The organism is Mesorhizobium sp. C120A (assembly GCF_030323105.1).
Lineage (GTDB): Bacteria > Pseudomonadota > Alphaproteobacteria > Rhizobiales > Rhizobiaceae > Mesorhizobium.
This window is the reverse complement of record NZ_CP100476.1, coordinates 4,566,441-4,585,225: the sequence shown is the minus strand read 5'-3', so window position 1 is coordinate 4,585,225 and position 18,785 is coordinate 4,566,441. Positions and strand designations below refer to the sequence as shown.

Sequence of the window (18,785 nt, the reverse complement as noted above, 5' to 3'; positions counted from 1 at the left end):
GCATTTGGTCGTCCAATGCGCTTTTGGCGCAAAGTGATTATATCGAGCCACCTCGTGGATCGCGCAACACCCCCTTGCCATCCCCAAATTCTCATCCTAATCTCCCTTTGAGAAAACCTTTTCCCAAACCTCGCAGTGCCCGTCGATCACTATGTCGACACGCCACAGCCCAGTAAGAGAAAACCTTTTCCCAACCGAGGACTTACACCCGACCAATGCCCTCCGAAACGTCGCCAGCACCCGCCAAGACCCCCGTCACCCTGCGTGAAGTCGCGGCGATGGCGGGCGTCAGCGTAGCCACGGCGTCGAAGGCGCTGAACGGGCAGGGGCGGATGACTGCCGAGACGCGCCAGCGCATTCGCGAGACGGCGCAGCGTCTGGGCTTTCGCCCCAACAGCCTGGCGCAGAGCCTGCTTCGGCGGCGTTCCTTTACCGTCGGCTTGCTGACCAATGATACCTATGGCCGCTTTTCGCTGCCGGTCATGTCGGGCATTTCGGATGCGCTGGTCGATGCCGGTGTGTCGGTGTTCATGTGCAATGTCGAGGACGATCCGCGGCTGGCGCAGCTGCATGTCGAGGCGATGCTGGACAAGCGCATCGACGGCATCATCGCCAGCGGCAAGCGCATCGACCGCCATTTGCCGGTCGACCTCGCCAATCTCGGCGTGCCCGTCATCTACGCCTTCAGCCAGCCCGATCCCGATGCCATCGCCTTCGTCTCCGACGATGCCGGCGGGGCGCGGCTGGCGGTCGAGCATTTTTGCCGCCTCGGGCGGCGGCGCATCGCCCATGTCAGCGGTCCCGCCAGTTTTGCCGTGGTGAATGAGCGGGCGCAGGCTTTTCGCGATGTGCTGGCCGCACACGGCCTGCCGGTCACCGAGCCCTTGCTCGGCTCGTGGTCGGAAGCCTGGGGGCATGAAGCCGTCGGAAAGCTGTTCGACGGCCCAACGCTCTTCAACAAGAAGGGAGAGAAACCCGACGCCGTGTTCTGCGGCAACGACCAGATCGCGCGCGGCGTCATCGATGCGCTGCGCGAGCGTGGCCTTGGCGTGCCTGGCGATGTCGGCGTCATCGGCTTCGACAATTGGGAGATCGTGGCCGAGGCGACCCGCCCGCCGCTGACCTCGGTCGACATGAACCTGGCAGCGCTCGGCCGCGAGGCCGGCCTCACACTGCTTTCGCTCGTCGGTGGCGAACCCGCCGCGCCGGGCATTCGAAAACTGCCGTGCCGGCTGGTGGTGCGTCAGTCATGCGGCCGCCCATTGGACGGCTAGGAGAACGCGCGGCGCGATCTGCGCCGCAACAGGGAGGAGAACAGAACCATGAGGAGGAAAACCATGAAAACCGTGATTACCGGGTTCGCGCTCGCCGCGAGTATCATTGCCTTGCCTGCAATGGCCGCCGACACCGCCAACATCTGGGTTCGCGCCGACGGCTCGAACTTCATGCCGCGCATCGTCGATGCCTTCAACAAGGGCCATGAGAACCAGGTCAAGCTGGACATCATTCCCAATGCCGAGATCATCCCGAAATATGGCGCCGCCGCCGCCGGCGGCACGGCGCCCGACGCGCTGTCGCTCGACCTGATCTACACGCCGTCCTTTGCCGCCGCCGGCCAGCTCGAAGACATCACCGACTGGGCGAAATCGCTGCCCTATTTCGCCAGCCTGTCGCCGGCGCATGTCAAGACCGGCACCTACAAGGACCACATTTACGGGCTGCCGTTCTCGGCCGACGCCTCGGTGCTGATCTGGAACAAGAAGCTGTTCAAGCAGGCGGGGCTCGATCCCGACAAGGGGCCGGCCAACTGGGCCGAGATCGAGGCCGATGCCGAAAAGGTCAACGCGCTCGGCGGCGACATCAAGGGCTTCTACTTCTCCGGCAATTGCGGCGGCTGCAACATCTTCACCTTCACGCCGCTGATCTGGGCCTCGGGCGGCGACATCCTCTCCGAGGACGGCTCGAAGGCGACGCTGGACAGCCCGCAGCTGCGCGGCGCCATCGACCTCTACCGCTCGATGGTCAAGAAGGATCTGGTGCCGGCCGGCGCGCAGACCGACACCGGCGCCAACTTCTTTGCCGCCTTCGCCACCGGCAATATCGGCATTTCGCCGTCCGGCGCCTTCGCCATCGGCGCGCTCAACACGCAGTATCCGGATATCGACTATGGCGTCACCTTCCTGCCGGGCAAGGACAGCGGCTGGTCTTCGTTTGCCGGCGGCGACAATTTCGTCGTCACCAAGGGCACCAAGAAGCTCGCCGTGGTGAAGGAGTTTCTCGACTTCGCCTATTCGCTCGAAGGCCAGACCATCCTGGCCAAATACGGCAGCCTGCCGGTGCGCGGCGACATCGCCAAGGAGGCGCTGAAAGATCTCGATCCGCGCTACCAGATCGCCGCCGAAGCCATGGCCAAGGGCCGCACGCCCTATTCCGTGGTGTTCAACGACCTGATCAACTCGGCCAACGGTCCGTGGACGCAGATGATCAACGAGGTCGTCTTCGGCGACGACGTCGACGGCGCCGTCGCCAATGCACAAGAGACCATGCAGTCGATCATCGACCAGGCGCAGAAATAAGGACTGGCCGGCGGCGAGGGCGGTGCAACGCCCTTGCCGTCGCGGGTCCTGATCCGGCCGCCCGGTCCGTCTCCCTGGACGGGCGGCCGGCGCTCCTTACCCTCCCACTTGTGGGGAGGGTCGCTGCGCAGCAGCGGGGTGGGGGAGGTGTGTCCCACCGCCCTACGAGATCCAACGGAAGAGCAGCATGACCCCTGGCATTCGCAATCATGGCACCGACGCCCTACCTCCCCCTTGTGGGGAGGTCGGACCGGTTCGGATGGGGGGGGCGGCGCCGCACCCCCACCCCGCTGCTGCGCAGCGACCCTCCCCACAAGGGGGAGGGTAAATGACCGCCATCACCACCACCCCGCCACGCGCCAGAAAACTGGTCGGCGCCGGCCGCCGGCAGTGGATCGGCCTGCTCTATGTCGCGCCGGCCGTGGCGCTGGTCGTCGTGTTCTTCATCATTCCGCTCGGCATGACCGCCTGGATGTCGCTGCATAACTGGCCGCTGATGGGCGAGCATTTTTACATCGGCTTCGACAATTACCGGGCGATCCTGCGCGACAACCGTTTCTGGAACGCGCTGAGTTTCACCGCCTACTACACCGTGATCGTCACCATCGTGATCTTCGCCGTCGCCTTTCCGCTGGCGCTGTTCATCGAAAAGCCCAGGCGGCTGACCGGCTTTTACCGGACATCCTTCTTCATGCCGGCGGTCGTCGGTTTCGCTTCTGCCAGCCTGCTGTGGTCGTGGCTGCTCAATGTCGATTCCGGCCTGTTCAGCCCGGCCGCCTACGATTTCGGCCTGACCGCGAAGAAGTTCAACCTTCTGGCGACGTTCCAGCCGGCCTTCTGGTCGATCATCGCCATGGTCGTCTGGAAGGTGGCGGGCTTCACCATGATCATCCTGATGACCGGCCTGCAGTCGATCCCGACCGACCTGCAGGAAGCCGCGATGATCGACGGGGCAGGGCCGTTCGCGCGCTTTCGCGCCATCACCCTGCCGCTGATGCGCCGCACGCTGGCGCTGGCGCTGATCCTGTCGATCGCCGGTTCGATCCTCGCCTTCGACCAGTTCTACATCATCCTGCGCGGCGGCCCGCGCAACCAGACGCTGACCGCCGTCTACTGGATTTTCAACCAGTCCTTCGTCTCGTTCAAGCTCGGCTATGGCGCGGCGCTGTCGATGATCCTGCTGGCCATACTGGTGGCGCTCAGCCTGGTTCAGCTGTGGCTGCTGCGCAAGCCGGAGGGCATCGACTGATGGCGCAGGCAAGAAGCCGCAGCAGCCGCCTCTGGCTCAGGATCGCCGAGCATTCGACCGGCATGATCGCGTCCGCGCTGTTCATAGCGCCGATCGTCTGGGCCGTGCTGTCGACCTTCAAGCCGGCCCAGGAGGCGCGCCAGCCGCCGCTGCCGCCATGGCCGACGACAGGCTTCTCGGTCGAGAACTATCGCACGCTCGACACCTTTGGCGACGGCCTCTGGCTGCCGGCGCAAAACAGCCTCTATGTCGCCTCGATGACGGTGATCCTGTCGGTGATCGTCAGCGTGCTGGCCGGCTACGGCTTTTCGCGCTTCCGCTTTCCGATGAAGGATGTGCTCTTCATTGTCATCCTGTCGACGATCATGATCCCGTTCCAGTCGATCCTGACGCCGATCTTCCTGGTGCTGACCAAGGTCGGCCTGCACAACACGCTGACCGGGCTGGTCCTGGTCTACGTCACGCTGCAGCTGCCGTTCTCGATCTTCATGATGCGCAACGCCTTCGACGCGGTACCGCGCGAGATCGAGGAGGCCGCGCGCATGGATGGCGCCAACAACGTCACCATGCTGTTGAAGGTGATGCTGCCGCTGGTCTGGCCGGGCATCGTCACCATCGCACTGTTTGCCTTCCTCGGCGCCTGGAACGAATTCCTGGCCGCACTCGTGCTGATGACCGATCAGTCCAAATTCACGCTGCCGATCATGATGACCGCACTTCAGTCCGGCCGCTTCGGCGCCATCGACTGGGGCGCGGTGCAGGCGGGCGTCACCGTGATGATGGTGCCGTGCCTGGTGCTCTTCCTCTTGCTGCAGCGCTTCTACATCCGCGGCCTGATGGCCGGCGCGGTGAAATGAGCCGCCGTGAAATGACCAATATCCAACGGAGTGACACGATGACCGTTCAACCATCCGCCAAGCCCGGCAAACTCGCCTTCCGCCCACTGCCGGTGCCGCAGGTCGATGTCCGCGGCTTCTGGGGCGACCGTGTCGATGCCGTGGCGTCGCGCACAGCCGACATCCTCTACGAGCGCTGCGTCGAGGCGCGCATGCTGGAGCAGATCGACCCGGACCGGCCCTCGCCGGGCGTCGTCATTCCGTTTCATTCGCCGTCGCCCGACGAGGCTGCCAGCCCCGGCTTCACCGGCTCGACGGTGACGACGCAGATGTTCTGGGACTCCGATTGGGGCAAGACCATCGAGACCGCGGCCTATTCGCTCTACCGGCGCAAGAACGCGGCACTCGAGACGAAGATCGATGCCGTCATCGACCTCTACGGCAGACTGCAGCAGGAAGACGGTTATCTCTCCAGCTGGTACCAGCGCATCCAGCCCGGCAAGCGCTGGACCAATCTGCGCGATTGTCACGAGCTCTATTGCGCCGGCCATCTGATCGAAGGCGCGGTCGCCTACTACCAGGCCACCGGCAAGCGCAAGCTGCTGGATATCATGTGCCGCTATGTCGACCACATCGCCGACACCTTCGGCCCGGAGCCGGGCAAGAAGAAGGGCTATTGCGGCCATGAGGAGATCGAGCTGGCGCTGGTCAAGCTGGCGCGGGCGACCGGCGAGCAGAAATACATGGACCTGGCCAGGTATTTCATCGACCAGCGCGGGCAACAGCCGCATTATTTCGACGAGGAGGCGCGTGCGCGCGGCGCCGACCCAAAGGCCTATCATTTCAAGACTTATGAGTACAACCAGTCGCACAAGCCGGTGCGCGAGCAGGACAAGGTCGTCGGCCATGCGGTCAGGGCGATGTACCTCTATTCCGGCATGGCCGACATCGCCACCGAATATGGCGACGACACGCTCAGGGCAGCGCTCGACCGTCTGTGGAACGATCTCACCACCAAGAACCTCTATGTCACCGGCGGCCTCGGGCCGTCGGCGCACAATGAGGGCTTTACCAGCGACTACGACCTGCCCAACGAAACCGCCTATGCCGAGACCTGTGCCTCGGTCGGCCTGGTGTTCTGGGCCAGCCGCATGCTCGGCATGGGTCCCAACGCCCGCTACGCCGACATGATGGAGCGGGCGCTCTACAACGGCTCGATCTCCGGCCTGTCGCTCGACGGCTCCCTGTTCTTCTACGAGAACCCGTTGGAGAGCCGGGGCAGGCACAATCGCTGGAAATGGCATCGCTGCCCCTGTTGCCCGCCCAATATCGGCCGCATGGTCGCCTCCATCGGCAGCTATTTCTACTCCCTCTCGGATGATGCGCTGGCGGTCCATCTCTACGGCGACAGCACCGCGCGCTTCGACATATCGAACCGGGCGGTCAGTCTGATTCAGACCAGCAATTATCCCTGGGATGGCGCGGTCTCGATCCGGATCGAAGCCGACGCTCCGGTGGAATTCACCTTGCACCTGCGCGTCCCGTCCTGGTGCGGCAAGGCGGCGCTCAAGATCAACGGCGCCGCGGTCGATCTGGACGGCATCACCAGCGACGGCTATGCGGCGATCCGGCGCGAGTGGCGCCAGGGCGACCGGGTCGAACTCGATCTCGAAATGTCGATCGCCCGTCTGTTCGCCAATCCGGAGGTGCGTCAGGACATCGGCCGCGTCGCACTTGCGCGCGGTCCGCTGATCTATTGCGTCGAGGAGACCGACAATCCCGGCCAGTTGCATCGGATCGCTCTGCCGCGAACGGCAACAATCGAGGCGCATGCCGAGCCGAACCTGCTCGGCGGCATCGTCACGCTTTCGGCACTTGCCAGCAAGGAAGCCCAGGAAAACTGGGAAACCGGGCTCTATCGCACCGATCCGCCGGCGGTGAGCGAAACGAAAATCACCGCCGTCCCGTACTTTGCCTGGGACAACCGTGAACCCGGTGAGATGCTGGTCTGGCTGCGGGACGGATGAGTTACAGGCTGACGAACGCCGTCAGCGGCAAATGATCCGACGCAACCCGCGACAGCGGCGTGTCATGGGCTTCCACCGACGAGACCATGCCGTGCCGGTTGGCCATGATCCGGTCGAGCGCCAGCACCGGCAGGCCTGAGGGGAAAGTCGGCACCGCCGCCGGCGTGAAACCAAAGGTGGCGTGCAGCGTCTTGAGCGCCGAGCGGTTGCCCAGCCGCCATTCGTTGAGGTCGCCGAGCAGCAAGGTCGGCCTTTCATCCTGGTTGCTCATGATGTCGAGCACGACGCGGGCCTGCTCCGAACGCGAGCGGCGCAACAGGCCGAGATGCGCGGCGATGACGCGCAGAGTGCGCGTTTCGTCGAGGTCGATCTCGGCAACCAGCGCGCCGCGGGGCTCCAGTCCCGGAAGCTTGATCTGATGGACGTCGCGCACGGTGCCGCGCTTGAACAAAAGCACGTTGCCGCGCCAGCCATGGCCCTTGCCGCTTCCGGAAACCGGCACCGGCACAAGCCCGGTTTCGTGTTCGATCCGGGCAAGATCGAGCAGCCCGGCGCGATCGCCGAAGCGGTTGTCGGCCTCCTGCAGCGCGATGACGTCGGGGCCGATCTCGCGGATGACGCGGGCGGTGCGTTCGGGGTCGAACCTGCGGTCGGTGCCGATGCATTTGTGGACGTTGTAGGAGGCGACCACCATCTGGGCGCCTTCAATGTGCTTGCGCGCCGTCGCGTTCGCCTTGCGCGCTTTCCTGCCGCGGATCGACAGGAGCACTGTTTCAGGAAGGCTGCGTCCGTTTATGTCCATAGGCCTGCGTTCAATCTGTCCTGATTCTAAAGATAGGGCGATCCCAGCCATAACAACCGGTCAAAAACCCGGATAACAAATGGCCGCGCTCTTAGGGTTGCGAGTGTGACGGGTTTGGCGGAAGCGATTGCCGCTCCGATGCGCCCCTCGATCTCGGCGGCAAAGCCGGTATCCAGCACCTCCAGGTCGATTTCGAAATTCAGCCGCAGCGACCGGGCGTCGAGGTTGGAGGAGCCTACATAGGCCCACACGCCATCGACCGACAACAGCTTCGAATGGTCGAACGACCCTTCATGGCGCCAGACGCGGCAATAGTGCTTCAGCACCTGGTCGTACTGCGCCGTCATGGCGCGGCCGACCAGGAAGAGATTGTTGACCGCGGGCACGACGATGTCGATCTCGACGCCGCGCCGGGCAGCCGTGACCAGCGCGCTGACAAATTCCCGGTCCGGCAGGAAATAGGGCGACATGATGCGGATCGATTTGCGGGCGACGGAAAATGCCCCCGTCAGCAATTTGTGGTTGGTTTCGATGCTGGCGTCCGGCCCCGACGCCACCGCCCGCACCAGGATCGGCTGACCGGGTGGCGGCGAGGGCTTTTCTACGTGCCAAACCTCGTCCTTGAGGGCCTCGTTGCCGGCAAAACGCCAGTCTTCGGCGGCAACCGCGAACAGGTCGGCCACGACCGGCCCCGTCACCTGGAAATGCGTATCCGCCGAACTGGCGCTGCCGGCGAATTCGGCCGAAAATCCCTTGCGGATGTTCATGCCTCCCGTGAACGCCACCACACCGTCGACGATCAGGATTTTTCTGTGCGTCCTCAAATTCGCATAGGGAAGTCTCAGGCCCATGACGATGTTGCCGTTGAACAGATCGACGGTGACGCCGGCTTCCCGGAGTGTCCCAAGGATGCTGGGCACGGAATAGCGCACGCCGACCGCATCGATCAGCACGCGAACCGTCACGCCGCGCCGGACCGCTCCGGCCAGCGATTCGACAAAACGTCGTCCGATCTCGTCATTGTCGAAGATGTAGGTCTCGAGCAGAATGCTGCGCTGTGCGCTGTCTATCGCCCGGCACATTGCTGCGTAAGCTTCGTCGCCGGTCCTGAGGATCGTGATCGCGTTTGCCGACGTCAGTGCGCGCCGCGCCACCCTGTCGCCTAGCGTCTTCAGGCCGGCAAAGCGCTGGCCGAATTCGGCTGAGATGAGTGTTTCGAGCGCAATGTCGTGGTCGTGTTTGGCTGTCTCGGCTTCACCGGCGACGGGCCGCATGGCGCTGATCGTGGCGCGTCGGATGCGGTTGATGCCGGCAATGGCATAGATGATCGCGCCAAGGAACGGCGACAAGATCATCACGCCGACCCAGCCGGTGGCGGCGCGCACGTCTTCCTTGGTCATGATTGCGTGGACGATGCCGATGGCGGCCATCAGCATCGGAATGATCACAAGGATCAGAGGCCAGTAGGTCACAAAGGTCTGCCACATCGGCAGGACTATCGAGCCAGCGGCCGCAGAAGGCAATGCAACGGATCAACCCGGACGGAAGCGCTCGCGCGTCAGTCCTTCGCCCGCTCCACATAAGCACCGTCAGCCGTCATCACCACCACGCGGGTGCCCGGCGCGATGTGCGGCGGCACCAGCGTGCGCACGCCGTTGGAAAGCACGGCCGGCTTGTAGGACGAGGACGCCGTCTGGCCTTTGGTCGTCGGCTCCGTCTCGACCACTTCGAAAGTAGCGCGCTGCGGCAGCACCAGGGCTATGGCGATGCCGTTGAACTGCGAGATCTGCACCGCCATGCCTTCGAGCAGGTAGGGCGCCATGTCGCCGACCACGCTTTCCGGCACCGCGACCTGGTCGTAGCTTTCCGGGTTCATGAAGTGATACCCCTCGGCGTCGGCGTAGAGGAAGGTGTGCTCGCGCTCCTCGACATAGGCGCGCTCGACCTGCTCGGTGGTGCGGTAGCGCTCCGAAACCTTCACCCCGTCGGAGATGCGGCGCATGTCGAGCTGGGTGACCGGCGTACCCTTGCCAGGGTGGATGTTTTCGGCAAAGAGGATCACGTAAAGCTTGCCGTCCTTGTCGACGACATTGCCTTTACGGAGCGAACTGGCGATGACCTTCACCACGGTTTTCAATCCTAGACTTCGTTGGCCTGAAACGATCGTTCGGCGCAAATCGGCTGCGAGAGCCGTCGCCGTAGCGCATCTTGGCCCGAACCGCCAGCCCTGTCAGCAATTCCGTTGCCCGGCAAACCCATGACTGGCGCTTCGCCCTGGTGGACGCCGGATGTTCACGCCGACCGCCGGCCGCGGCTGATGGCGCGTAACGCCATAGCTGCCGCAATGCGCAGCTGGTTTGGCGAGCGCGACTTCATCGAGGTCGAGACGGCGGCGCTGCAGATATCACCGGGCAATGAGGCGCATCTCTCCGCCTTTGCCACCGAGGCTATCGGCGCCGACGGTGCGCGCCGGCCGCTTTACCTCCACACCTCACCGGAATTCGCCTGCAAGAAGCTGCTTGCCGCCGGCGAACGGCGCATCTTCAGCCTGGGCGCCGTCTGGCGCAACCGCGAGCGCGGTCCTTTGCATCACCCGGAGTTCACCATGCTCGAATGGTACCGGGTCGGCGAAACCTATGAGAGCCTGATGGCTGATTGCGCCGAACTGCTGAAGCTCGCGGCTGAGCGGGCCGGCGCCAAAACCTTCCGCTTTCGCGGCCGCGAGGCCGATCCGTTTGCCGAGCCGGAACGCGTGAGCGTGGCGGAAGCTTTTGCGCGTTACGCCGGCATCGATCTTCTTGCCACCGTTTCTGCCGATGGCGGCACAGACCGCGCCGCACTCCATGATGCTCTGGTCAAGGCCGGCCTGCGCACGGCCGACGATGACAACTGGGCCGATTTGTTCAGCCGGGTAATGGTCGAGAAGGTCGAACCGGTGCTGGGGCAGGGGCGGGCCACCATCTTGTACGGCTATCCGATCTCGGAAGCGGCGCTCGCCCGGCCGAGCGCGGAGGACCAGCGCGTGGCCGAGCGCTTCGAGCTCTATTGCTGCGGCGTCGAGCTCGCCAATGCTTTTGGCGAACTGACCGATCCGGCCGAGCAGCGCCGGCGCTTTGCCGCCGAGATGGACGAGAAGGAGCGCGTCTATGGCGAGCGCTATCCGCTGGATGAGGATTTTCTCGCCGCCCTCGCCATCATGCCGCAAGCCAGCGGCTCGGCGCTCGGTTTCGACCGGCTGGTGATGCTGGCAACGGGCGCGACGAGGATCGATGACGTGATCTGGACGCCGGCCGCCACTCCTTGACGGAAATCGGCCTCGGTTAAACTCACAAACCGGTCAAGCCGCGCGTCTCTGGCGGCCGCCGCCGCGGATAGCTTTCGCGCTCCGCTCGGGCGCTATGCCGCAGCGGGACAATTGTCCGTGCGCCATTGCACAAGCCGCATTGGGACAATAGATGGTGCAACAGCCGCTACCGCCCGGCGCGGCTTCAGCCAGGACCACGCGCATGACCGATACATCAGAGGCAGCGAAATTGACCGACCGCGTCGCGGCACTGGTCGAGGCTGCCAAGCGGGCCGGCGCCGACGCCGCCGACGCGGTTGCCGTGCGCGGCCGCTCGATCGGCGTGTCGGTGCGGCTGGGAAAGGTCGAGAACACCGAAGCGTCCGAGGGCGACGATGTCTCGCTGCGCGTCTTCGTCGGCAACCGGGTGGCGAGCGTCTCGGCGACGGCGGCATCGGACCCCAAGGCGCTGGCTGAACGCGCCGTGGCCATGGCCAAAGTCTCGCCCGAGGACCCCTATCAGGGTCTCGCCGATCCGGCTTTGCTGGTCGGCAAGGTGCGCGACCTCGATCTGTTCGACGCCACCGAGGTTTCGGCCGATCAGTTGAAGGAAGCGGCCCTTGCCGCCGAGGAAGCGGCCCTTGCAGTCAAGGGCGTCACCAATTCGGCCGGCAGCGGCGCCAGCGCCGGTCTTGGCGGGCTGGTGCTGGCCACGTCGAACGGCTTCGTCGGCCACTATGTCGCATCGCGCTTTTCGCGTTCGGCCAGCGTTATTGCGGGCGAAGGCACCGGCATGGAGCGCGACTACGAATACTCCTCGAACCAGCATTTTTCCGATCTCGACGCGCCGGAGCTGATCGGCCGCAAGGCCGGCGAGCGCGCCGTGCGCCGCCTCGGCGCCCGCAAGGCGGCGACCGGTCCGGTCAACGTTGTGTTCGATCCGCGCGTCGCGCGCGGCATTGCCGGCCATCTCGCCGGCGCCATCAACGGCGCTTCGGTGGCGCGCAAGACCAGTTTCTTGCGCGAGATGATGGGCAAGCAGGTTGCGTCGGCTGCCATCACCGTCACCGACGAGCCGCTACGGCGTCGCGGCCAGGCCTCGCGCCCGTTCGACGGCGAAGGCGTCGAGGGCGAAAAGCTGTTGATGGTCGAGAACGGCGTGCTGAAGCACTGGTTCCTGTCGACGTCCGCCGCGCGGGAATTGGGGCTGACCACCAACGGACGCGGCGCGCGCAGCGGCTCGTCGGTATCGCCGTCTTCGACCAATCTCGCCATCGAGCCGGGCGACAGGACGCCGGAAGACCTGATCAGGTCGCTGAAATCCGGCTTTTATGTCACCGAAGTGTTCGGCCAGGGCGTCGACATGGTGACCGGCGAATACAGCCGTGGCGCATCCGGCTTCTGGATCGACAATGGTGAGCTTGCCTATCCGGTGGCCGAGGTGACCATCGCCTCCAATTTGAAGACGATGTTCCTCAACATGGTGCCGGCGAGCGATCTTGACCGCGATTTCGGCACCGCCGCACCGACGCTGCTGATCGAAGGAATGACCCTTGCCGGAGCGTGACCCGGTCATATCGGCCGGGGCCTCGGACGACCTCGATCTGCTGCGCGGCGCCGCCCGCGAGGCGGGCGCGATCGCCATGCGCTATTTCGGCAAGAACCCGCAAGTGTGGATGAAGGGCGGCACCTCGCCGGTCAGCGAAGCCGACCACGCGGCGGACGCCTATTTGCGCGAGACCCTGCTTGCGGCGCGGCCGGACTATGGCTGGCTATCAGAGGAAACGACTGACGATCCGGCGCGGCTTCTGGCGCGGCGCACCTTTGTCGTCGACCCCATAGACGGCACCCGCGGCTTCCTCGAAGGTCTGCGCTCCTGGTGCGTCAGCGTCGCCGTGGTCGAGAACGGCCGCACGCTCACCGGTGTGCTCGAATGTCCGGCCAAGGGCGAAACCTATTGGGCGTTGCCTGGCCATGGAGCTTTCTGCAACGGCAAGCCGATTGCCGTGCGCCAGTTGGGCGAGACGGTCGAGATCGGCGGGCTGAAGCAGTTGATCGACCTGATGCCGCCGCAATGGCAGGGCCGGGTGCGGCGGGCGGCGCACATTCCCTCGCTCGCCTACCGGCTGGCGATGGTCGCCAACGGCACGCTCGACGCCACCTTCGTCAAGCCCAACGCGCATGACTGGGATATCGCCGCCGCCGATCTCATCTTGCGCGAGGCTGGCGGCGCCGTGCTCGACGGCCATGGCCGCGCGCCGCTTTATGCCGGGGAGATCATCCGTCACGGCGCGCTGGTCGCCGGCAGCGGGCAGTTGCTGACCGTGCTTGCCGGCGTCATTGCCGATACGGAAGCGTGATCGAAGGTTCCAAAGTCGGCAGCTTTGGGCTAGACCTGTCGCAAACTCACAATATGTGAAGGACCGAAATGGCCGCGGAAGACGGAAAGAAACAGCTTTTGCACCTGGTGTTCGGCGGCGAGCTGAAGAAGCTGGGAGGCACCGAGTTCCGCGATCTCGACGCGCTCGACATCGTTGGCGTTTATCCGGACTATCAAACCGCGCACACCGCGTGGAAGGCAAAGGCGCAAGCCAGCGTGGACAATGCCCATATGCGCTATTTCGTCGTCCATCTGCACCGGCTGCTCGACCCTGAAAGCAAGGCCGCCGGTTGACAGCGATGGAGCATGAAGCGGTGAAAGGGCAGCCCACCGGCGCCGCGGTCCGAAGAAGACGCGGCGGCAGTTCGAAGACATTCTGGCGCAAGATCCGCGAGCCGTTGGCGCAGTCGCGAATCGTCAAGAGCATGATCGTCAGCCTGCTCGCCCAGTTCGTCCGCCTGGTGCGCCTGACCAACCGCGTGGTCGAAGGCTCGGCTAAATTTTCAGGCGGCGACTACGCCGAATTCGAACCCGGCATCATCGCGCTCTGGCATGGCCAGCATCTGCTGACCCCAGCCTATTATCCCAAGGGACGGCCGCTGGTCGCCATGGTCTCGCGCAGCGCCGACGCCGAACTCAACGCGCTGATGATCGAAAAATTCGGCATCGAGGCGGTGCGCGGCTCCGGCGGGCGTGAAAGCACGAAGCATCTCGACAAGGGCGGCGCCAAGGCGCTCATCGCCCTGAAAAAGTCACTCGTGGCCGGCAAGAACGTCGCCATGATCGCCGACATTCCCCACGGCACGCCGCGCGACGCGGGGCTTGGTATCGTTCTGCTGGCACGCCTTTCCGGCCGGCCGATCATGCCTGCCGCCATCGCCACCAGCCGCCGCAAGGTGCTGGAAAGGAGCTGGGACAAGACCACCATCAACCTGCCGTTCGGCCGCTCCTCGATCGTCATCGGAACGCCGGTTTTCGTGCCGGCCAATGCCGACGAGGCCGAAATGGAGCGCAAGCGCCAGGAAGTCACGGCCGCGCTCAATGCCGCAACCGCCGAGGCCTATCGGCTCGTGGACGGCAGGCCATGAGCGTCGGCTGGGCGCGCGCCTTCCTGGCGGCCTACCGCCTTGCCGGTGCAGCCGCCTATCCGCTGATGGGTCCCTATGTCGCCTGGCGCACATCGCAGGGCAAGGAAGACCGCAGCCGCAGCCGTGAGCGCTACGGCGTTGCCGGGCGGCCGCGCCCCGAAGGGCCGGTGATCTGGATCCATGCGGCAAGCGTCGGCGAGACCCTTGCGGTCGTGCCGCTGGTGCAAAGCATCCTCGACTACGGTGTCAACATCGTGCTGACGACGGGAACAGTGACCTCGGCGCAGGTTGCCGACGAACGGCTGGGCGACCGCATCATCCACCAATATGTTCCGCTCGACCTGAAGCCGGCCGTCAGCCGCTTTCTCGATCACTGGCGGCCGGACCTGGCTATCATCGCCGAATCCGAGATATGGCCGATGACCATCCTCGAGCTCGGCGCCCGACACGTGCCGCAGGTGCTGGTCAACGGCCGGCTGTCCGACCGTTCGTTCAAATCCTGGAAGAAGCGCGCCAACATCGCCGAGGCGCTGTTCGAGAACCTCGCACACGTCGTTGCCCAGTCGGATGTCGACGGCGAACGGTTTCGCGCGCTTGGCGCCCGGCCGGTCACCGTGTCCGGCAACCTCAAGGTCGACACCTTGCCGCCCCCCGTCGACGAACGGGCGCTGGCGACGCTGAAGCGCCAGATCGCCGGCCGCCCGACCTGGGCGGCAATTTCGACCCATGACGGCGAGGAGGTGGTCGCGGCGGAAGTCCACGCCACGCTCTACAAGCGCCACCATGGCCTGCTGACGATCATCGTCCCGCGCCATCCCGACCGCGCCGAAGCCCTTGCGGCGCAGATTTCCGGCATGGGGCTGAAGCTGGCGCGGCGCAGCAAGGGCGACAGGATCACCGCCGACACCGATATCCTGCTCGGCGATACGATCGGCGAGATGGGGCTTTATCTCCGGCTGACGGAAATCGCCTTTGTCGGCCGCTCGCTGACCTCGGAAGGCGGCCAGAACCCGCTGGAGCCGGCCATGCTCGACACCGCCGTGCTTGCCGGCCGCAACGTCCAGAATTTCCGCGAAGCCTATCAGCGTCTGCTCGACAGTGGCGGCGCCAAGCTGGTGCGCGACCGCGACATGCTGGCCGGCGCCGTCAATTTCCTGTTGAGCAATGAAGTCGCGCGCCATGAGATGATGGCGGCCGGTGCCGCCACCGTCGACCAGATGCGCGGTGCGCTGGCGCACACGCTGAAATCGCTTGAGCCTTATATCCAGCCATTGATCGTCAAGTCGCGCCTGAAGGGCGCCGACGGGCGATAGGTGGCGTCCGAAGCACCACCTTTCTGGTGGGAAGCGCCGGACTGGCGGGTCTTTGCGCTGTCGCCGCTATCAGCGATTTATGGCATGGTCGCCGGCCGCCGTATGCACCGGGCGGTACGTGAAAAGATCGACGCACCAGTGCTTTGCGTCGGCAACTTCACCGTCGGCGGCAGCGGCAAGACGCCGGTCGCCATCGCGCTGGCCAAGCAGGCCAGGCGCATGCAGCTCAATCCCGGATTCCTGTCGCGCGGCCATGGCGGCTCGTTTGCGCAGCCGCATGTTGTCGATGCCAGTCACGACGCCGCCAAGCATGTCGGCGACGAGCCGCTGCTTCTGGCCGAGCATGCGCCGGTTGCGGTAAGCCCGAACCGCGCCGCCGGCGCCAAGCTGCTCATGGAAGCCCATGGCTGCGATTTCCTGATCATGGATGACGGTTTTCAGAGCGCGCGCATCCATATTGATTATGCGCTGGTCGTCGTCGACGCCCGCTACGGCATCGGCAATGGCCGCGTCATTCCGGGTGGGCCGCTGCGCGCCAACGTCGTCGACCAACTGGTGTTCACCGATGGGCTGTTGAAGATGGGCGAGGGCACCGCCGCCGACCAGGTCGTGCGCCAGGCGGCGCGCGCCGGCCGGCCGATCTTCGAGGCGCATGCTGAACCGGGCGGCAAGGAGCGGTTCGCCGGCCGGCGGTTCCTCGCCTTTGCCGGCATCGGCCATCCCGAAAAATTCTTCGAGACGCTGCGCGGCACCGGTGCGGAAGTGGCGCTGACCCGGTCGTTTCCGGACCATCACTTCTATGCCCCTGATGAGCTCGCGGAACTGGCGGCAACCGCGCGCCGCGATGGACTGGGCCTCGTCACCACCGCCAAGGACGCCGCCCGGCTGCGCCATGGCGCTGCCCCGGCCGATTTCCTCGCTGAACTCGCCGTGCTGGAGATCGACGCCACGTTCGAACTCGACACTGTGCCGGAGCGCATCATCGACGAGACGCTGGATGCCTGGAGACAGCGCAAGCTGCGAGGGTAGGGCGTGCAGCGTCACGCGGAGATGCTGGCGGACAGCACCCCCCTCTGGCCTGCCGGCCATCTCCCCCGCAAGGAGGGAGATCAGCAGCTTTGCCAATGGCGCTCATTCTGCAACGCTGGTGATTTGGCGAAAGCAAAGATGATCATCCAATCTCCCCCGTTGCGGGGGAGATGTCCGGCAGGACAGAGGGGGGTGTGAAGGAACGCGACCAACGGCTCTGTGCGCGCCTTTAACCCCGGCTGCGCAGGTCCGGATGCATCTCGATCTCGCGGCGCAGCGAGGCGGCGGCGCTGACATAGGGCTCCTGCCTGGCGACGCTCCAATATTTGAGCTCGTCCAGCGGAATGCTCTCGCCGGTCACAGCGCAGCGCACGAATGCGCCGGGGCTGGTGACCTGGAAGTCGCCGTCGAGATAGCGGATCCGGGCTTCCTTGCCGCCAGGGCCTTCGAAGCGGTTCATCATGGGGTGGTGCCAGAGTTCATGCTGATTTCATCGCCATAAATTGCCGGCAAGGTCAAGCTTGACGCAATGCTGAGGCGCTATTGTCGGCTCCAAACCATTCTTATGGGACCGGCATGGACATTTCATCCGCCCGCCTGACTGCGCTGCTGCGCGAGGCCATGATATTGGCAGCGGTGCCGTCGGCGAAGGCCGATCCGGCGAAAGCAGCACTTATAAAGGCGCTGGTGCAGCCGCCGACGCCATCCGGTGCGCCTTTGCAGCCGGCAGCGGCGCCGGCGCTGCAGGCGCTGTTGTCCGCAGCCACCGCAAAGGGGCAGCAGACGGGTTCAGCCGAGATCCTGCAGGCCTATCTGGCCCTTGCCGAACCGGGTGACGCGGCGCCCGACGATTTCGGGCCGACAACGGCTGCGACAGGCAAGGCGACGCCAGCCAACGACGATGCACAGCGCGGTCTGCCGGTGCCGCCGGCCAGGGCCGATGATGGCGCTGCCGCAAAGCCGGCAGGACTGCCCTGGTTTGCGCTTCTCGCACCGGGGGTTTCGCCGCCGCGCCGCGCCTCCGCCACCGACGCGGCGGCGAAGCGGGGGCAGGCGATGTCTGGGTCGAATGACACGGTCCAGCCCGAAGCCGGCAGCAGATGCGTGTCGGCCTGATGGCGCTGGCTGCCGGGTTTCTGGCCGTTGCCATTGTCGGGCTCGCCTTGCTGGTGCTTGGCTGAGCACCGAACGATCGCCGCTATCGCTCGGCTTCGAGGAATGCTTCCATCTTGTCCATCGCCAGCCCCGCCTCGACAGCGATACGGCGTGAAAGTTCGGCGGCAGCCGTGCGTGGCCGCCCCAGCGGCCGGTCGAGCCAGTACGACACCGGGTTCAGCGCCCTGCGCTCGTCGACGGCGACGATGCGGCCTGCCTCCAACTGGTGTCCGGTCAGCGGTGGCCGCGCCAGCGCGATGCCGAGCCCGTAAGCTGCGGCGTCGAGCACGAGATTGTAGTCCTCGAAGCGGCGATCCTGCGGGCGCGGGCGGTAGTCCATCCCTTGCGCGGCAAACCAGGCACGCCAGCCGGAGGCGTCGGAATCGTTGATCAGTGGAAACCTCAGCAGCCGGGCCGGGTCGCCGCGGCCGATCTCGCGGGCAAGGCCGGGCGCGGCGACGGGAAAGACATGTTCCTCGAACAGCTTCACCGAGATGCGGCCCGGAATGCCGCCGCGGCCGCAGCGGACCGACAGGTCGATGCCTTCATCGGCAAGGTCGGCCTGGCGGATGTCGACGTCGAGGACGATGCGCAGCTTGGTGGGATTGTTCTCCAGCGCCGCCATGCGTGGCATCAGCCACAGCCCGCTGACGGAGGGTATCGAGGTCAGCCGCACCACGGCGGTGCCGCGCGGCTCGACCCAGCGGTCGGAATGGCTGGAGATCAGCGCAAAGGCTGCCGCCGTGCGCAGATGCAGGCGGTTGCCCTCGATGGTCAGCGAGACGCCGCGGGCCCCGCGGTCGAACACTTTCAGGCCCAGCCAGTCCTCCAGCTTGGCGATCTGCCGGCTGACGGCGCCATGGGTGATGTTGAGCTTCTCGGCCGCGGCCGAAAAGCTCCCCGTGCGCGCCGCCGCATCGAAAGCACGCAGTGTCTCGAGCGGCACCATTGTGTCTGAGCTGTGATCCATAGTCACAGGTGATCCTCGATTTGATCGTTTGTCAACGGCGCCGAAAAGGCGCTTTCTGCGGTTCATGACTGAAAAAC

General features: G+C 65.2%; 18 protein-coding genes. 13 read left to right on the top strand and 5 right to left on the bottom strand.

The window, feature by feature from the left end; translation table 11 throughout:
- Positions 1-215: 215 nt before the first annotated feature.
- The 5 genes from NL532_RS22300 (at position 216) to NL532_RS22280 (ending at position 6,688) form a co-directional block, all read left to right on the top strand.
- Entirely contained in the window at positions 216-1,274 is a 1,059-nt protein-coding gene (locus NL532_RS22300; RefSeq protein ID WP_023739237.1) for a LacI family DNA-binding transcriptional regulator, read from the top strand.
- 63 nt (positions 1,275-1,337) lie between these two features.
- Positions 1,338-2,576, top strand: a complete 1,239-nt coding sequence (locus NL532_RS22295) for an ABC transporter substrate-binding protein (protein WP_023829507.1) — start codon at positions 1,338-1,340, stop codon at positions 2,574-2,576.
- Positions 2,577-2,904: 328 nt separating this feature from the next.
- On the top strand, positions 2,905-3,825 hold the full coding sequence (locus NL532_RS22290) for a carbohydrate ABC transporter permease (RefSeq protein ID WP_023705752.1): 921 nt from the start codon (positions 2,905-2,907) through the stop codon (positions 3,823-3,825).
- Complete coding sequence (locus NL532_RS22285; protein WP_023739240.1) at positions 3,825-4,682, top strand: carbohydrate ABC transporter permease; 858 nt, start codon at positions 3,825-3,827, stop codon at positions 4,680-4,682. Before NL532_RS22290 ends, NL532_RS22285 begins: the two co-directional genes overlap by 1 nt.
- A gap of 38 nt (positions 4,683-4,720) precedes the next feature.
- Complete coding sequence (locus tag NL532_RS22280; RefSeq protein ID WP_023829508.1) at positions 4,721-6,688, top strand: glycoside hydrolase family 127 protein; 1,968 nt, start codon at positions 4,721-4,723, stop codon at positions 6,686-6,688.
- Position 6,689: 1 nt separating this feature from the next.
- Here NL532_RS22280 and NL532_RS22275 read toward each other — a convergent pair whose 3' ends face one another.
- From NL532_RS22275 to efp, 3 genes are all read right to left on the bottom strand, one after another.
- Entirely contained in the window at positions 6,690-7,490 is an 801-nt protein-coding gene (locus NL532_RS22275; protein ID WP_023739242.1) for an endonuclease/exonuclease/phosphatase family protein, read from the bottom strand.
- Positions 7,491-7,516: 26 nt separating this feature from the next.
- Positions 7,517-8,977 carry a phospholipase D-like domain-containing protein gene (locus NL532_RS22270; RefSeq protein ID WP_023816275.1) on the bottom strand — a complete coding sequence of 487 codons (1,461 nt, stop codon included), beginning with the start codon at positions 8,975-8,977 and terminating at the stop codon, positions 7,517-7,519.
- A gap of 71 nt (positions 8,978-9,048) precedes the next feature.
- Complete coding sequence (gene efp, locus NL532_RS22265; RefSeq protein WP_023682947.1) at positions 9,049-9,618, bottom strand: elongation factor P; 570 nt, start codon at positions 9,616-9,618, stop codon at positions 9,049-9,051.
- 129 nt (positions 9,619-9,747) lie between these two features.
- Between efp and epmA the strand changes: the two genes are divergently transcribed.
- The 7 genes from epmA (at position 9,748) to lpxK (ending at position 16,583) form a co-directional block, all read left to right on the top strand.
- Positions 9,748-10,794 (top strand): EF-P lysine aminoacylase EpmA, encoded by a 1,047-nt coding sequence (epmA, locus tag NL532_RS22260; protein WP_023829509.1) that lies wholly within the window; start codon positions 9,748-9,750, stop codon positions 10,792-10,794.
- A gap of 202 nt (positions 10,795-10,996) precedes the next feature.
- Positions 10,997-12,340 (top strand): TldD/PmbA family protein, encoded by a 1,344-nt coding sequence (locus tag NL532_RS22255; RefSeq protein WP_023709712.1) that lies wholly within the window; start codon positions 10,997-10,999, stop codon positions 12,338-12,340.
- Entirely contained in the window at positions 12,327-13,133 is an 807-nt protein-coding gene (locus NL532_RS22250) for a 3'(2'),5'-bisphosphate nucleotidase CysQ (protein WP_023829510.1), read from the top strand. The genes NL532_RS22255 and NL532_RS22250 overlap by 14 nt, the downstream gene beginning before the upstream one ends.
- Positions 13,134-13,201: 68 nt before the next feature.
- Positions 13,202-13,447 carry a DUF4170 domain-containing protein gene (locus NL532_RS22245; RefSeq protein WP_023682943.1) on the top strand — a complete coding sequence of 82 codons (246 nt, stop codon included), beginning with the start codon at positions 13,202-13,204 and terminating at the stop codon, positions 13,445-13,447.
- A 5-nt stretch (positions 13,448-13,452) separates the two neighbouring features.
- A complete protein-coding gene (locus tag NL532_RS22240; protein ID WP_023682942.1) occupies positions 13,453-14,241 on the top strand; it encodes a lysophospholipid acyltransferase family protein in 789 nt (262 codons plus the stop codon).
- On the top strand, positions 14,238-15,554 hold the full coding sequence (gene waaA, locus NL532_RS22235; RefSeq protein WP_023671577.1) for a lipid IV(A) 3-deoxy-D-manno-octulosonic acid transferase: 1,317 nt from the start codon (positions 14,238-14,240) through the stop codon (positions 15,552-15,554). Before NL532_RS22240 ends, waaA begins: the two co-directional genes overlap by 4 nt.
- On the top strand, positions 15,555-16,583 hold the full coding sequence (gene lpxK / locus NL532_RS22230) for a tetraacyldisaccharide 4'-kinase (RefSeq protein ID WP_286487464.1): 1,029 nt from the start codon (positions 15,555-15,557) through the stop codon (positions 16,581-16,583). It begins immediately after the preceding gene.
- A gap of 229 nt (positions 16,584-16,812) precedes the next feature.
- Here lpxK and NL532_RS22225 read toward each other — a convergent pair whose 3' ends face one another.
- On the bottom strand, positions 16,813-17,046 hold the full coding sequence (locus NL532_RS22225; protein WP_023694434.1) for a DUF2093 domain-containing protein: 234 nt from the start codon (positions 17,044-17,046) through the stop codon (positions 16,813-16,815).
- 113 nt (positions 17,047-17,159) lie between these two features.
- Between NL532_RS22225 and NL532_RS22220 the strand changes: the two genes are divergently transcribed.
- Positions 17,160-17,699, top strand: coding sequence for a hypothetical protein (locus NL532_RS22220; RefSeq protein WP_023829511.1), 540 nt, complete (start codon positions 17,160-17,162; stop codon positions 17,697-17,699).
- Positions 17,700-17,781: 82 nt separating this feature from the next.
- Here the strand turns inward: NL532_RS22220 and NL532_RS22215 are convergent, their stop codons facing one another.
- Positions 17,782-18,708 carry a LysR substrate-binding domain-containing protein gene (locus NL532_RS22215; protein ID WP_023829512.1) on the bottom strand — a complete coding sequence of 309 codons (927 nt, stop codon included), beginning with the start codon at positions 18,706-18,708 and terminating at the stop codon, positions 17,782-17,784.
- Between the last annotated feature and the right edge of the window lie 77 nt (positions 18,709-18,785).

Excerpts from the sequence above, each read along its gene's own strand:
- NL532_RS22295 (WP_023829507.1), top strand. The coding sequence starts at position 1,338 with ATGAAAACCGTGATTACCGGGTTCGCGCTCGCCGCGAGTATCATTGCC.
- NL532_RS22220 (WP_023829511.1), top strand. The coding sequence starts at position 17,160 with ATGGACATTTCATCCGCCCGCCTGACTGCGCTGCTGCGCGAGGCCATG.
- NL532_RS22285 (WP_023739240.1), top strand. The coding sequence starts at position 3,825 with ATGGCGCAGGCAAGAAGCCGCAGCAGCCGCCTCTGGCTCAGGATCGCC.
- NL532_RS22270 (WP_023816275.1), bottom strand. The coding sequence starts at position 8,977 with ATGTGGCAGACCTTTGTGACCTACTGGCCTCTGATCCTTGTGATCATT.
- NL532_RS22245 (WP_023682943.1), top strand. The coding sequence starts at position 13,202 with ATGGCCGCGGAAGACGGAAAGAAACAGCTTTTGCACCTGGTGTTCGGC.
- NL532_RS22225 (WP_023694434.1), bottom strand. The coding sequence starts at position 17,046 with ATGATGAACCGCTTCGAAGGCCCTGGCGGCAAGGAAGCCCGGATCCGC.
- NL532_RS22275 (WP_023739242.1), bottom strand. The coding sequence starts at position 7,490 with ATGGACATAAACGGACGCAGCCTTCCTGAAACAGTGCTCCTGTCGATC.
- epmA (WP_023829509.1), top strand. The coding sequence starts at position 9,748 with ATGACTGGCGCTTCGCCCTGGTGGACGCCGGATGTTCACGCCGACCGC.
- NL532_RS22290 (WP_023705752.1), top strand. The coding sequence starts at position 2,905 with ATGACCGCCATCACCACCACCCCGCCACGCGCCAGAAAACTGGTCGGC.
- NL532_RS22255 (WP_023709712.1), top strand. The coding sequence starts at position 10,997 with ATGACCGATACATCAGAGGCAGCGAAATTGACCGACCGCGTCGCGGCA.
- NL532_RS22240 (WP_023682942.1), top strand. The coding sequence starts at position 13,453 with ATGGAGCATGAAGCGGTGAAAGGGCAGCCCACCGGCGCCGCGGTCCGA.
- waaA (WP_023671577.1), top strand. The coding sequence starts at position 14,238 with ATGAGCGTCGGCTGGGCGCGCGCCTTCCTGGCGGCCTACCGCCTTGCC.
- NL532_RS22280 (WP_023829508.1), top strand. The coding sequence starts at position 4,721 with ATGACCGTTCAACCATCCGCCAAGCCCGGCAAACTCGCCTTCCGCCCA.
- NL532_RS22215 (WP_023829512.1), bottom strand. The coding sequence starts at position 18,708 with ATGGATCACAGCTCAGACACAATGGTGCCGCTCGAGACACTGCGTGCT.
- NL532_RS22300 (WP_023739237.1), top strand. The coding sequence starts at position 216 with ATGCCCTCCGAAACGTCGCCAGCACCCGCCAAGACCCCCGTCACCCTG.